Here is a 13,867-nt window from a genome sequence, read left to right as displayed (position 1 = left end):
GGCACCCGCCACTTCAGTTTGTCAGGATTGCCAGGAGACCCCCGCATGACCGACCGCGCCCAGGCGCTAGCCGCCCAGCTGATCCGCAACTTCCACGAGGCCGAGCTGACCTCGTTCAAGCGCGAGCCGATGTACGAGGCGCGCTCCGCGCGTCTGGCGCGCGGGACCGCCGCGCGCAAGCTCGGCGCGTCCTACGACATCGTCGAGCCCGGCAAGACCACCTGCCCGTACCACCTGCACTACGCGCAGGAGGAGATGTTCATCATCCTCGAGGGCACCGGCACGCTGCGCGTCGCCGGCGAGCGCCTGCCGATCAAGGCCGGCGACGTGATCTTCATCCCCGCGGGGCCCGAGTACCCGCATCACATCATCAACACCTCGGACGCGCCGATCCGCTACCTGTCCGTCAGCACGATGGAACAGCCGGAGATCTGCGTCTATCCGGACTCGAACAAGTTCATGGCCGAACACGTGCCCGCCAACGCGACCCAACCGTTCGAGGCCATCCGCAAGGTGGGCGAGGGCGACCTCGACTACTGGCACGACGAACCCTGAACCGGGCCGCCGCGCTCAATACGTCCGCGAGCCCTTGAACTGCGCGTGCTGCCGACGCTGCAGCGTCGTCTGCTTGCCCATCGCCTCGAAGGACACGCGGGCATGCGCGTCCATGATCGCGATGCCCAGCGCATCCGCCGCGTCCTTGCCCGGTTCGCCGGGCAGCTTCAGCAGCCGCGCCACCATCGCCTGCACCTGCGACTTCGCCGCGCCGCCGTGCCCGGTGATGGCCTTCTTCATCTGCACCGCGGTGTACTCCGACACGTGCAGGTCGCACGACACCAGCGCCGTCAGCGCCGCGCCGCGCGCCTGCCCCAGCAGCAGCGTCGACTGCGGGTTCACGTTGACGAAGATGATCTCCACCGCCGCGCAGGTCGGCTGGTAACGCGACACCACCTCGCGGATGCCGTCGTAGAGGATCTTCAGCCGGCCCGGCAGGTCGCCGGTCGGCAGCGCGTTGGTCTTGATCGTGCCGCTGGCCACGTACGCCAGCCGCGGCCCGTCCGCGTCGATGACGCCAAAGCCGGTCGTCTGCAGGCCGGGGTCGATGCCGAGGATGCGCATGCCGTCGACTCCTTCAAGTCTCAGGTGCCGGCGCGGAAATACCACCGCACCGAATGGAAGAACACCGGCGCCGCGAAGCACATCACCGCGATGCGGTCCAGCAGGCCGACCGCGCCGGTGATCGCGCTGCGGTTGCCCCAGGCGTTGATGCCCGCGTCGCGCTTGAGCGCCTGCATCACGAACACGCCGAAACTGCCGCAGCCCGCCGCGACGAACGCGGCGATCGCCGCCTGGCCCGCCTTGAACGGCGTGATCCAGTAGAGCAGCGCACCCGCGAGCGCCGCCGTGAACGCGCCGATCCACCACGCCTTCATCGTGAACGAGCGGCTGATGCGGCGCGCCACCGGCTTGGCGCGGAAGCGGCTGGTCGCGATCGCCTGCGCGATCTGCCCGCAGGCCACCACGGCCACCAGGAAGAACAGCAGGAAGGCGCCGCGGCCCTCGTACTTCGGGAACTCGAGCAGCAGCAGCGCCGGCGCGTGCGACAGGCCGTAGACGCAGACCATGATGCCCCACTGGATCTTCGAATTGCGCTCCAGGAAGCGCCCCGGATCGTCCGCCAGCGCGCTGGCCACCGGGATCGCCAGGAAACCGTAGACCGGGATCAGCACCGAGAACAGGTCGAAGTGGCGCGTGCCCACCAGCACGTACTGCAGCGGCAGGATCACGAAGAAGGCCATGATCAGCCCGCGATGATCGGCGCGGCGGGTGTGCAGCAGCGTGATGAACTCGCGGAAGGCCAGGAACGAGAACACGGCGAACAGCAGCGTCGCGCCCACCGGCCCGGACACCCACGCGGCCCAGAACAGGCAGGCGCCGACCCAGACCATGTTGAGCTCGTGCCGGAACCTGGCCCAGCGCGCCTGCCAGGCTTCCTGCTGGTCGTCGGGGCGCTCGCGCAGCGACCACAGCACCGAGCCGATGCTCACCAGCAGCAGCGCGCCGAACAGCACGACGAACAGGAAGGCGACCTGCTCGCCGCTGTTCAATGACTTGAGCCACCTCATTCCTTCCATCCTCCGGGACGCAGCGCCATCACCGCCGAGCGCGCGCGTTCCAGGAAGGCGCGCTTGTCCTCGCCGGGTTCGATCCGGATCGGCGCGCCGAAGGTGACGGTGCACAGGATGGGCACCGGCACGATCTCGCCCTTGGGCATGACGCGCTGGACGTTGTCGATCCAGGTGGGGATGAGCTGCACGTCGGGGAACTGCTCGGACAGGTGGTAGAGGCCGGCCTTGAAGGCCTGCGGCGCGCCCTTGTTGGAGCGCGTGCCCTCCGGGAAGATGACCAGCGAGTCGCCGCCCTGCAGCGTGTCGACCAGCGGCTCGAGCGGGTCCTCGTCGGGTGTCGCGCGCGTGCGGCTCACGTAGACCGCGTTGAACACGGCGCTCGTGAGCCAGGTCTTGAGCGCGGAACTGGTCCAGTAGTCGCGCGCCGCGATCGGGCGGGTGCGGGCGCGGAGTTCGCCGGGCAGCGAGGCCCAGATCAGCACCCAGTCGAAGTGGCTCTGATGGTTGGCGAAGTAGATGCGTTGTTCGGACGTCGGGGGACAGCCTTTCCAGTGTCCCTGCGCGCCGGTGATCAGGCGCGCCAGCCAGGACAGGAACAGGCCGGTGATTTCGGCAAGGACCATGGGACGGATTATCCCGGACTGCGGGTGGGGCGGCTCGGAGTCTCGTTCGGCCCGGGACCCGTCCGCGCCGACACCGGAGACGATGACTCCATTCAACGAGGGTTCCACGCCACGATGGCTCCACTCAACGAGGGGTTCAACTCAAGTAAGTCTGTTTCGTTGGAAATCTTGCAAGAACCGGTCATCGTCTCCGGCGGGCGTATGACAAGACACTGGGAGTCTTCTGTCCTTTCCGGTTACGCAGCACGCCGATGACGACCTCCACTCCTGCCCCAGCCAGCAAGACCACGATCGGGATGCCGCCCGTGCCCACCACGACGCCGGTGGCGGACCTTGCCCTGCCCGCCGCGTCCCTGCCCGCCGTGTTCCTGTCCGCCGGCGCGCCTGCATCCGGCGCCACCCGCAGGCCCCGAGGCCACCAGCCCGACGGGGCCGCTCCGCTGGAGGCGTCGGACGGCGGGAACGAGGCGGACGGCTCGACCGACGCCTCGACGGCGTCCGCGGAGGCACCGCCCGCGGCGACGGAGGACCCGGCCAAGGTGGCGGGCGCCGACGCGGACGCGGACGCGGCGACGCACCAGGCGGACTCCTGTCGCGAGGTCCACAGCGACGGCACGGAGGAGGATTGCCACCACGATGCCGTGTGGCCGTGGATGATCGCCGGCGCCGGGGTCCTGCTGGCCGGCGTCGCGAGCGCGGGCGGCCACGGCAGCGACAGCCATGCCAGCGACAGCCGCGCCTCGGCCGCCGCCACGCCGTCGGCGCCCACGCCGCCGCCGCCCCCGCCCGCACCCCCCGCACCGCCGGAAGCCCCGCTGCCCGCGGCGCCGCGGCTGTCCACCAGCTCCGGCAAGGACACGATCGATGGCGCGGGGCATGTCGATGTCGCGCTCGCCTCGCCGGGCGGCGCGTGGGTGTACCGCATCGACGGGGACAACACCTGGCACGCCGGCCAGGGCAGCCGCATCGATGCCGCCACCTTGAACCGCGGCGTGCACGCGGTGATGGTCGCGGAGCTCGACGATCAAGGCCGCCGCGGCGACGTCGCCACGCTCGCGGTGCGGGTCCACGACGAGGTGCTCGCGCCGACGCTGACGCTGGCGCACGACAACGGCAGTTCAGGCAGTGCGTCGAACGACGGGCTGACCAACGACGGCACGATCGCCGTCTCCGGCCTCGCGCCGGGCGCGACCTGGTTCTACCGGGTGAACGACGCGGCCGACTGGGTCCAGGGCACGGGCGACCAGGTGCCGGGGAGCGTGCTCGTCGCGGGCCTGAACAAGGTCGAGGCCTTCCAGGTCGACGCCGGCGGCGAGCATGGTCCGCTGAGCCATCTGACCGTGACGCTCGACCTCACGCCGCCGGACGCGCCGGTGCTGCAGACCAGCAGCGGCACCAACCTGCTGAACACGAAGGACTTCATCAACGTCTCGGGCATTGAAGCCGGCGCGAGCTGGAAGTTCCGCGTGAACGGGCCAGGCGAGTGGATCGAAGGGCAGGACGGGCGCATTCCCGCGACCGCGCTGTCGAATGGCGAGAACCGGCTCGACGTGCTGCAGGTCGATGCGGCCGGCAACCCGGGCGCCGCCGCGACACTGACGGTCCGCCAGGATCTGCATGCGCCGGACATGCTGCATGCCCACCTCGACGGTGGCCATGGCGATCTGGTGCCACTTCAGGGATCGGTCGTCCTCGACAACCTCGAGACCGACGCGACCTGGAAGTACCGCATCAACGGCGAGGGCGACTGGCAAGTCGGCAGCGGCTCGCAGCTGGCGGCGAACTATCTGGTCGAAGGTCGCAATGACGTGGCGCTGATGCAGACGGACGCCTCCGGCCACGACAGCGCCGTGAGCTCGATCACCGTCACGCGCGACAGTCTGGCGCCGGACCGTCCCGACCTGGCGACCAGCACCGGCCTGCCGGCGATCAACGGACAGGGCCGCCTGCTGGTTCATCGGCTGGAGGACACCGCGACCTGGGAATACCGGATCGACGGCGGCGACTGGAAGGCCGGGACCGGAGATTCGTTGGCGGCCGGTGCGCTGCATGAAGGCCACCAGACCGTCGACGTGCGCCAGACTGACCTCGCCGGCAATGTGAGCGACGTCGAATCGTTGGCGGTCACCGTCGACAGCGTCGCACCGGACGCCGTGCTCGCGAGCGTCCACAGGCAGGGCGGCGTCGCGGCGCCGGACAACCTGATCAATGCCAGCGGCTATGTCTCGGTCGACGGGCTCGAGCCGGGTGCGAGCTGGGAGTTCAAGGTCAACGGTGACGAGCATTGGCGCGAAGGCCATGGGACACAGCTGGCGACGCGTGTCCTGGATGAGGGTGCCAATACCGTCGAGGTCCGGCAGATCGATGCCGCGGGCAATGCCGGGGCGGCGGGCACGGTGCAGCTGTCCTTGGACACGACGCCGCCCGTGATCGAGGTGACGGCCCCCAATGCCCCCTTCGCGAGCGACTCGCTCCTGCAACTCAATGGACAGAGCGGCGTCACGGTGGCGACCCACGGCAGTGACGTCGTCGATGTGAGGATTGGCGGCTCCAGTTACGCCTTTGGCGCGGATGGCGGGGCCAGTTGGGCCGCGGACTACTTCAGCGCGGGACAGACCAGCAACACGCCGGCACAGAGCACCTTGCTGATCACGGCGTCCGACAAGGCCGGCAACACGTCGACCCGCGTGCTGACCGTGCGGGCGGACACGATTGCGCCCAACGCGCCGGACGTGACGCTGAAGAATGACACCGGTCCGTATCACGCGGACCGCATCACTGCGGATGGGACCGTGCTGGTCTCAGGGCTCAAGGCCGGAGAGTATGTCCACTACAGCATCGACAACGGTCAGCACTGGTCGGACTGGCAGAGCGGCGGAGAGATTCCGGGCTCGGCATTCGGCGCGGATGGCGACAAGCACGTGCTCGTGCAGTTGACCGACAGCTTCCTCAATCTCAGCCCGACGACGTCACTTCAGTTCACGCTCAACGCCTCGGTGATCTGACGGCCACGACCGGCCCGGTCAGCGGCTGACGCCCCGCCCTGCGCAGGGAGGCTTCCTCATTCAGCGCGGATCAACTGTGTCGCCTTCTCCGCGATCGCCACCACCGGCGCGTTCGTGTTGCCGCTGACCACGCTCGGCATGATCGATGCGTCCACGACGCGCAGGCCCTCGATGCCTCGCACGCGCAGGTGGTCGTCGACGACGGCCAGGTCGTCGTTGCCCATGCGACACGAGCCGACCGGGTGGTAGACCGTGTCGACGCGTCGGCGCAGCAGCGCCTCGATGTCGGCGTCCGCGTCCACGCCGGCGCTCCAGGTCTCGTTCTTCCAGAACGCCTTCATCGACGGCGCACGCATCAGATCGCGCGTGAGCTTGTAGCCCTCGATCAGTTCCCGCACGTCCTCGGCGTCCTGCAGGAACGCCGGATCGATCCTCGGCGCGGCCAGCGGATCGGCGCTGGCAAGCGTCAGCGCGCCGCGGCTGCGCGGCCTGAGCAGGCACACGTGACACGACAGCCCATGCCCCAGCCGCAGCTTGCGCGCGTGGTCCTCGACCAGTGCCACGACCAGGTGCAGTTGCACGTTCGGCGCGGGCAGGCCCGGTCGCGTCGACAGGAAGCCGCCGCACTCGGCGAAGTTGCTGGTGACGAGTCCGCGCCGTTCGCGGCGATAGCGCTGCAGCTGTCCGACGAAGCGGGCGCTGCCGCGCGCGGAGATGCCCGCGAGATCGAGGCAATCGGACTCATAACCGAAGACGAAGTCCGGATGGTCGTGCAGGTTGCGACCGACGCCGGGCAGGTGGTGCCGCACCGCGATGCCGTGCGCCTGCAGCTGCGCGCCGTCGCCGATGCCCGACAGCATCAGCAACTGCGGCGACTGCAGCGCGCCGGCGCAGACAATGACTTCGCGCCTCGCCCGCAACGTACGTCGATGGCCGCCTTGCAGCACCTCGACGCCAACCGCGCGCCGCTCGTCGAGCACCAGCGACAACGCGCGCACGCCGGTCTCCACGCGCAGATTGGGCCGCTGGCCCAGATGCGGTTCGAGGTAGGCGCGCGCGACGCTCCACCGCTCGCCCTCGTGCTGCGTGACCTGATAGACGCCGAGACCCTCGAGGTCGGCGCCGTTGAAATCCTCGAGGACCGCGTGGCCCGACTCCCGCGCCGCCGCCCGCCACGCCGCGTGGATCGGCGAATCGGTGCGCAGGTCCCCGACGCGCAACGGGCCGTCCTGCCCGTGCCACGGGGCGCCGAAGCGCTCGTTGCGCTCGGCCTGGATGAAGAAGGGCAACAGGTCGTCGTAGCCCCAGCCGACGTTGCCGGCCGCGGCCCATGCGTCGTAATCGCTGCGGTGTCCGCGCGTGTAGACCATCGCGTTGATGGCGGACGATCCGCCCAGCGCCTTGCCGCGCGGCTGGTAGCCGCGCCGGCCGTTCAGGCCGGACTGCGGCTCGGTCTGGAAACCCCAGTTGTTGAGCTTCGCGGCGACCTGCAGCACCCCGGCGAAGGGCGTGGCCGTGACCCAGCTGTCGCCCCGGCCTCCCGCTTCGAGCAGCAGCACGCGACAGCCGGGATCCTCGCTGAGCCGGCTCGCGAGCACCGCGCCCGCGGAGCCGCCGCCGACGATCAGGATGTCGGCATCGCTTCCGTCCGCCGCGCTCATGCGATCTTCTTCAGCAGGCCGAGCAGGCGGTCGAAGGTCGCGCCGTACGGCGGATGGAACAGCTTCGTGCCGGCGAAGCGCGACTGCAGGAACACCGGCTTGAGCTTGCTGAAGGTGTTGAAGCCCCAGACGCCGTGGTACGCGCCCATGCCGCTGGCGCCGACGCCGCCGAAGGGCTGTTCCTCCTGACCCAGGTGCCAGATGCAGTCGTTGACCGTGACACCGCCGGCATGGGTGCGGGCGAGCACGTCGTCGCGCGCGGCCTTGTCCTCGCCGAACCAGTACAAGGCCAGGGGCCGGTCGCCGCCGTTGACGTGCGCGATGGCCTCGGACGGATGACCGTACGGCACGATCGGCAGCAGCGGGCCGAAGATCTCCTCGCGCATGACCGCCATCTCGGGGGTGGTGTCGAGCAGCAGCGTCGGGACGAGGCGACGGTCCGCGGGCGCGTCGTCGTGCGTGGGTCGCAGCGCCGCGCCGCGGGCTTGCGCGTCTTCCAGCAGGCCCTTCAGCCGCGCGTGATGGCGCGGACTGACGATGGCGGTGTAGTCCGGATTGCCTTCGATGCGGGGATACAGCCGACGCACGGCGGCCACGATCGCATCGGCCAGCGGTTGCACGAGCTCCTTCGGTGCCAGCACGTAATCCGGCGCGACGCAGGTCTGTCCGGCGTTGAGCAGCTTGCCGAAGGCGATGCGCTCGGCGGTGCGGGCGAGGTCGGCGCTGCGGTCGACGATCGCCGGCGACTTGCCGCCGAGTTCGAGCGTGACCGGGGTCAGGCGTTGCGCCGCGGACTGCGCGACCAGACGACCCACGGGCGTCGAGCCGGTGAAGAACAGATGGTCGAAGGGCAGTTGCGTGAAGGCCTTGCCGACCTCCGCATCGCCGGTGACGACGGTCATCTCGTCGGGCGCGAAGTGCTGGGCGACGAGCCTGGCCATCAGCGCCGAGGTGGCCGGCGTCAGCTCCGACGGCTTGATCATCACGCGATTGCCGGCGGCCAGCGCCGCGAGCGCGGGCGCCATCGCGAGGTAGTACGGATAGTTCCACGGCGAGACGATGCCGACCACGCCGAGCGGCTGCGGCATCAGCCGGTTGCCGGCGGGCAGGAAGTGCAGGGCGGTCGGGGCGCGCTTGACGGCCATCCAGCGCTTGAGATGCCGCATCGCATGCCGGGCGCCTGACTGCACGGTGAACAGATCGGCCAGCAGGCTCTCGTGCCGCGAGCGGTGGCCGAAGTCGCGGGACATCGCGTCGGCAAGCGCCTCCGCGTGCTCGACGCTCATCCGCAGCAGCCGCGCCAGACGGTCCCGGCGCTGCGCACAGGTCGGCATCCGCTCGCGATCGAACGCGGCGCGCTGCTGCTCCAACACAAGGTGCAGGCGCTCGTGCAGGGCTTGGTCCATGGGGTGTCTCCGCCTTGTCGTTCTTGAATGGGAGCAAGCGTACGCCCGCTCCGCGGCCGCGCCCAGGCCGTGCGATCCCGAGTAGAGACCAATGACTAATCCGCGTCAGTCACTTGACGCATTTCGAGTATTGCGAGAATTTCGGGTGTCCTTAAACTTTCAGCTCACAGCCATGGCAACGATCAAGTCGGTTTCCTCGTCCAGCCTTGTTCTCGACGTAGGGCCACTCGTCGACGCGGTCAGGCGGCATGTGCCGCTCTCCGCGGCGAAGGAGAAGCTGGTCCGGCAGGCCTTCGAGCAGGTGCTCGGTGCCCAGTTGCTCAGACCCGCAGCAAAACCTGACCCTGCAACACGTTCAAAGACAAAGAAGGATGGTGAAGACATGGTGCTGACCACGCAACAGGCGGCGAACCTCGTGAAAGTGTCGCGGCCGTACTTGACGGCCCGGATCGATGCGGGGGGAGATCCCTCTGTTCCAACGGGTGGGGAATCAACGCCGGGTGCTGAAGTCGGATCTGCTGGCTTGGCAGAAGCGTGCCCGGCGCCAGCAGTGGGACGCGCTGCAGCAGCTGGGTCAGTCGGTCGGCGAAGAGTATGAGGCCGTGGATCTGTGACTGATGCGATCAGCGTGCCCGTCGTTGCCGACGCAGATACGCTGTTCGGTGGGACCACACGGGCTTTGCTCATTCATCTCGACTACGAAGGACTCATCGAGCTCCGCTGGAGTGCGGACATCCTGTCGGAGATGAGTCGAGCCCTCGTGCGTTCGGGACGACGAAGGGATCTCGCGCATGCTCACCAGAACGAGGTCTTGATGCGACTTTCGCTGCCAGAGGCCGAGGTGAATGCCGAGGATATTCAGCGAGAACTCATCGGGGCGAAGCACGCTGTCCGCTCCATGAAGGATGCCCACGTGGCGGCGTGCGCCATGGCGCTTGTTCCGCGCGAGTCAGAAGACGTGGTCCATCTCCTGACCAAGAACTTGAAGGACTTTCGCAGACTCGCGCTCCGACGGGTGGGGATCGATCTCCAGCACCCGGACGGCTTTCTCTCGGCGCTCTTCGTCGATCACTCCGCGGGGTTCCTCCGAGCTTTCAACGCCTATCGACGGGCGCTTCGGAGTGGCGAGCCAGCGGCGTTGACGCTGTCTCGACTTGCTCTGGACGGGCAGGAGATCACGGCGTGTCAACTGGCCATCTGCATGGAGGTCGATGGCAACTCGCCCCTGTAACGCAAAAGCCCGGCCGAAGCCGGGCTTTGTCTCGCGGGCTCCGAGGAGCCCGTCCGGATCGCCGCGAGGCGATCGCGGCGATCAGAAGCGGTAGCCGACGCCCAGCGTCACGCCGGTCGCCTTGACGCTGTCCTTGTTGTAGTAGCTGGTGTAGTCCAGCGCGCCGTACCACTGCTTGTTGAAGGAGTAGCTCACGCCAACGCCGTACGACACGTCGCCGTCGCTGTCGGAACCGGACTCGTTGCCGAAGCTGGACTTGATCTTCGTGTGCACGTAGCCCAGGCGGCCGAACACTTCGAAGCCGTTGCCGAAGTCGTACTTCGGCTTCAGGTACACGCCGTAGGCGTTCGAGACCTTGGTCTTGACGCCAAAGGTGTTGTCGTCCTTGACGCCGGTGGCCAGCATGCCTTCGACGGCCAGGTAGGGGTGCACGTTCCAGCCCACGAGGCCGCGCAGCAGGCCCGGCTCCAGGTCGGTGCCGCCGGCGTCGATGGTGATGAAGCTGTAGCCCACCTCACCGTACAGCTCTGGCTTCGGTGCTTGGGCTTGGGCGGCGCCGGCCAGCAGGAGGGCGGCGGCAATGGCGGAGATCTTTTTCATGTTTGCTTGCTCTTGAACAACAGCACCAGAACGGTGCCGGGGCGCAAGGTAGCACCGGGATCAGGGGAAACCCGATCGCCAGCGCCGCGAACATGTCACATTTCTTTCCGCAGTTGTCCCCGCGCGACGGCAAGGCCGTCGCGGGGCCATCGTGGGGCGAGGGTCGGATGTGTGTTTGACGACGCCTTCACGCGACGGTGAAGGCGCGCTCGCACTCAATGACGGAAGTGGCGCACGCCCGTGAACACCATCGCGATGCCGCGCTCGTTGGCGGCGGCGATGACTTCCTCGTCGCGCATCGAGCCGCCCGGCTGGATCACGCAGGAGGCGCCCGCATCGGCCAGCACGTCCAGGCCGTCGCGGAACGGGAAGAACGCGTCGCTCGCCACGGCCGAGCCCGTGAGCGGCAGGCCGGCGTTCTCCGCCTTGATCGACGCGATGCGCGCCGAATCGATGCGGCTCATCTGGCCGGCGCCGACACCCAGGGTCATGCCACCGCCGCAGAAGACGATCGCGTTGCTCTTCACGTACTGCGCGACGGTCCACGCGAACATCAGGTCGTCCAGCTGCTGCGCCGTCGGCTGCAGCGTCGTGACGACCTTCAGGTCGGCCTTCGTCAGGAAGTGGTTGTCGGCGGTCTGCACCAGCAGGCCCGAGCCGACGCGCTTGACGTCCTGCGCGTTGCGGCCCTGGTCCCAGGGACGCGCGCCGCCCGGCGGCAGCGCGATCTCGAGCAGGCGCACGTTGACCTTGCCCTTGAAGACCTCGCGCGCCTCGGCGCTGAAGGACGGCGCCATCAGCACCTCGACGAACTGCTTGGACACCAGCTCCGCGGCGGCGCGGTCCACCTCGCGGTTGAAGGCGATGATGCCGCCGAAGGCGCTGGTGGGGTCGGTCTTGAAGGCCTTCGCGTAAGCCTCGGCCGCGTTCGCCGCCACGGCCACGCCGCAGGGGTTCGCGTGCTTGATGATCACGCAGGCCGGTGCGTCGAAGCTCTTCACGCATTCCCACGCGGCGTCCGCGTCGGCGATGTTGTTGTAGCTCAGCTCCTTGCCCTGCAGCTGCTTGCCGGTCACCAGCGAGCCGGGCGCCGGATGCAGGTCGCGGTAGAGCGCGGCGGTCTGGTGCGAGTTCTCGCCGTAGCGAAGGTCCTGCACCTTGATGAAGCTGCTGTTCATCTGCGCCGGGTACTCGGACAGCGAGCCGTCTTCCAGGCGCGCGCTCAGGTAGTTGCTGATCGCGGCGTCGTACTGCGCGATGCGGTTGAAGGCGGCCACCGATGCGGCGAAGCGCGTCTTGTCGCTGGTCTTGCCGTCGGCCTTCAGCTCCTCGAGCACCTGCGCGTACTGCGACGCGTCGGTCAGCACCGTCACGTCCTTCCAGTTCTTGGCCGCGCTGCGGACCATCGCCGGACCGCCGATGTCGATGTTCTCGATGGCGTCCTCCAGCGTGCAGCCGGGCTTGGCGACGGTGGCTTCGAACGGGTACAGGTTGACCGCCAGGATGTCGATCGTGTCGATGCCGTGCTGCTGGATCGCGGCGACGTGCTCGGGCAGATCGCGGCGGGCCAGCAGGCCGCCGTGGATCTTCGGATGCAGCGTCTTCACGCGGCCGTCCAGCATCTCCGGGAAGCCGGTGTGCTGCGCGACCTCGGTCACCGGCAGGCCGGCGTCGGCCAGCAGCTTGGCGGTGCCGCCGGTGGACAGCAGACGCACGTTCAGCGCGTGCAGCGCCTTGGCGAAATCGACGATGCCGGTCTTGTCGGAGACCGAGATCAGGGCGGTGAGTTGGGCCATGGGAGCTCTCTAAAGGGGATTCGGTTCGGCGCGCGGGGCTCAGATCAATTTATGTTCGACGAGCTTGCGGCGCAGCGTGTTTCTATTGATGCCGAGCCACTCGGCGGCCTTGCTCTGGTTGCCGTCGCTGTGCTGCATCACCACTTCCAGCAGCGGCTTCTCGACAAGGCGGATCAGCATCTCGTGCATCGAGTGCGGGACTTCGCCGCCGAGGTCGCGGAAGTAGACCTCCAGGTTTTCGCGGATGCAGGAGTCGATCGGTTTGGGCGTCATGCCGTCAGCCTTCTTTCTTGGTCTTGGTGTTGTTCGTCGTTCGCGGCGGCGGCTGCGTCAGTGTTGTCGTCTTCGAGGCTGTCGTCGTTCGCCGGCAGGTAGGGCAGCCGGTCATGGTCGTCCGCCAGCGCGTCGAGCCAGTCCGTCAGCGCGCGGACCTGGTCGTCGCAACTCTCGAGGGTGTTCATGCGGCGGCGGAAGTCCTCGCCGCCGGGCAGCGCGCGCACGGCCCAGCCGATGTGCTTGCGCGCGCTGCGCATGCCGGTCAGTTCACCATACAGCGCGTAGTGGTCGTGCAGGTGCTCGATCAGCCAGCCCTTGGCGTCGGCGATGCGCGGTGCGGGCAGTGCCTCGCCGGTGGCCAGGAAGTGCGCGATCTCCGCGAAGATCCACGGGCGGCCCTGCGCCGCGCGGCCGACCATGATCGCGTCCGCGCCGGTGGCGGCCAGCACCTCGCGCGCCTTGAGCGGCGTGTCGATGTCGCCGTTGGCGACGACCGGGATGCGCAACGCCGCCTTCACCGCGGCGATCGTGTCGTACTCGGCGCGGCCGCTGTAGCCCTGCTCGCGCGTGCGGCCGTGCACGGTGACCATCGCGATACCGGCGGACTCCGCCGCGCGCGCCAGCGCCACCGCGTTCTTCTCCGCCTGGCACCAGCCGGTGCGCATCTTCAGCGTGACCGGCACGCCGCGCGGCGCGCACGCGGCCACCACCGCCTCGACGATCTCCAGCGCCAGCGCCTCGTCCTGCATCAGCGCCGAACCGGCCCACTTGTTGCAGACCTTCTTGGCCGGGCAGCCCATGTTGATGTCGATGATCTGCGCGCCACGGTCCACGTTGTACGCGGCGGCCTCGGCCATCATCGACGCCTCCGTCCCGGCGATCTGCACGGAGATCGGCGCCGACTCGCCCTCATGGTTCGCGCGACGCGAGGTCTTCAGGCTGTTCCACAAGTCCTTGCGCGAGGTCACCATCTCGCTCACCGCATACCCCGCGCCGAGCTTCTTGCACAGCACGCGGAAGGGCCGGTCGGTCACACCCGCCATGGGGGCGACGAACAGACGGTTCGGCAGGACGTAGGGACCCAGCGTGAGAGGGCCGGGCAGCGGCGTGGGCATCGGGAACAGTGGGGCGGTTGCACAA

Annotated in this window: 13 protein-coding genes; 4 read left to right on the top strand and 9 right to left on the bottom strand. The window is 68.6% G+C overall.

Annotated elements, in window-relative coordinates; genetic code table 11:
• Positions 1–45: 45 nt before the first annotated feature.
• Positions 46–555 (top strand): cupin domain-containing protein, encoded by a 510-nt coding sequence (locus ACFJIX_RS01105; RefSeq protein WP_377157101.1) that lies wholly within the window; start codon positions 46–48, stop codon positions 553–555.
• A gap of 15 nt (positions 556–570) precedes the next feature.
• Here ACFJIX_RS01105 and ruvC read toward each other — a convergent pair whose 3' ends face one another.
• Genes ruvC through ACFJIX_RS01090 form a run of 3 tightly spaced genes read right to left on the bottom strand, consistent with a single transcriptional unit; the run spans position 571 to position 2,752 of the window.
• Positions 571–1,119, bottom strand: a complete 549-nt coding sequence (gene ruvC / locus ACFJIX_RS01100; protein WP_331616849.1) for a crossover junction endodeoxyribonuclease RuvC — start codon at positions 1,117–1,119, stop codon at positions 571–573.
• 20 nt (positions 1,120–1,139) lie between these two features.
• Positions 1,140–2,126 (bottom strand): phosphatidate cytidylyltransferase, encoded by a 987-nt coding sequence (locus ACFJIX_RS01095; protein ID WP_377157099.1) that lies wholly within the window; start codon positions 2,124–2,126, stop codon positions 1,140–1,142.
• Positions 2,123–2,752: a lysophospholipid acyltransferase family protein gene (locus ACFJIX_RS01090; RefSeq protein ID WP_377157097.1), complete on the bottom strand. Its 630-nt coding sequence runs from the start codon at positions 2,750–2,752 to the stop codon at positions 2,123–2,125. The genes ACFJIX_RS01095 and ACFJIX_RS01090 overlap by 4 nt, the downstream gene beginning before the upstream one ends.
• A 251-nt stretch (positions 2,753–3,003) precedes the next feature.
• On the opposite strand from ACFJIX_RS01090, the gene ACFJIX_RS01085 reads away from it, so the two are divergent.
• Entirely contained in the window at positions 3,004–5,757 is a 2,754-nt protein-coding gene (locus ACFJIX_RS01085) for a hypothetical protein (RefSeq protein ID WP_377157095.1), read from the top strand.
• Between the two features lie 56 nt (positions 5,758–5,813).
• Here the strand turns inward: ACFJIX_RS01085 and ACFJIX_RS01080 are convergent, their stop codons facing one another.
• Positions 5,814–7,418, bottom strand: coding sequence for a GMC family oxidoreductase (locus tag ACFJIX_RS01080; protein WP_377157093.1), 1,605 nt, complete (start codon positions 7,416–7,418; stop codon positions 5,814–5,816).
• Positions 7,415–8,824 (bottom strand): coniferyl aldehyde dehydrogenase, encoded by a 1,410-nt coding sequence (locus ACFJIX_RS01075; protein ID WP_377157091.1) that lies wholly within the window; start codon positions 8,822–8,824, stop codon positions 7,415–7,417. The genes ACFJIX_RS01080 and ACFJIX_RS01075 overlap by 4 nt, the downstream gene beginning before the upstream one ends.
• Before the next feature lie 482 nt (positions 8,825–9,306).
• Here ACFJIX_RS01075 and ACFJIX_RS01070 point away from each other — a divergent pair, with 482 nt between their 5' ends.
• Positions 9,307–9,438 (top strand): hypothetical protein, encoded by a 132-nt coding sequence (locus ACFJIX_RS01070; protein WP_377157090.1) that lies wholly within the window; start codon positions 9,307–9,309, stop codon positions 9,436–9,438.
• Positions 9,435–10,055: a PIN domain-containing protein gene (locus ACFJIX_RS01065; protein WP_377157089.1), complete on the top strand. Its 621-nt coding sequence runs from the start codon at positions 9,435–9,437 to the stop codon at positions 10,053–10,055. The genes ACFJIX_RS01070 and ACFJIX_RS01065 overlap by 4 nt, the downstream gene beginning before the upstream one ends.
• Positions 10,056–10,136: 81 nt before the next feature.
• Here the strand turns inward: ACFJIX_RS01065 and ACFJIX_RS01060 are convergent, their stop codons facing one another.
• The 4 genes from ACFJIX_RS01060 to dusB all read right to left on the bottom strand — a co-directional run bounded on the left by ACFJIX_RS01060 (position 10,137) and on the right by dusB (position 13,842).
• Positions 10,137–10,655 (bottom strand): porin family protein, encoded by a 519-nt coding sequence (locus ACFJIX_RS01060; RefSeq protein WP_377157087.1) that lies wholly within the window; start codon positions 10,653–10,655, stop codon positions 10,137–10,139.
• Positions 10,656–10,870: 215 nt separating this feature from the next.
• Positions 10,871–12,451, bottom strand: a complete 1,581-nt coding sequence (gene purH, locus ACFJIX_RS01055) for a bifunctional phosphoribosylaminoimidazolecarboxamide formyltransferase/IMP cyclohydrolase (protein WP_377157086.1) — start codon at positions 12,449–12,451, stop codon at positions 10,871–10,873.
• A 39-nt stretch (positions 12,452–12,490) separates the two neighbouring features.
• The gene (locus ACFJIX_RS01050) at positions 12,491–12,724 is read right to left on the bottom strand and encodes a helix-turn-helix domain-containing protein (RefSeq protein ID WP_088406111.1); all 234 of its coding nucleotides are present in this window, start codon (positions 12,722–12,724) and stop codon (positions 12,491–12,493) included.
• Positions 12,721–13,842, bottom strand: a complete 1,122-nt coding sequence (gene dusB, locus ACFJIX_RS01045; protein WP_377157084.1) for a tRNA dihydrouridine synthase DusB — start codon at positions 13,840–13,842, stop codon at positions 12,721–12,723. The genes ACFJIX_RS01050 and dusB overlap by 4 nt, the downstream gene beginning before the upstream one ends.
• Positions 13,843–13,867: the final 25 nt, after the last annotated feature.

The organism is Roseateles sp. UC29_93, from assembly GCF_042695725.1.
In the GTDB taxonomy this organism is placed as follows: domain Bacteria; phylum Pseudomonadota; class Gammaproteobacteria; order Burkholderiales; family Burkholderiaceae_C; genus Roseateles; species Roseateles noduli_A.
The sequence above is the reverse complement of the archived record's forward strand: the minus strand, read 5'-3'. Positions and strand labels throughout refer to the sequence as shown.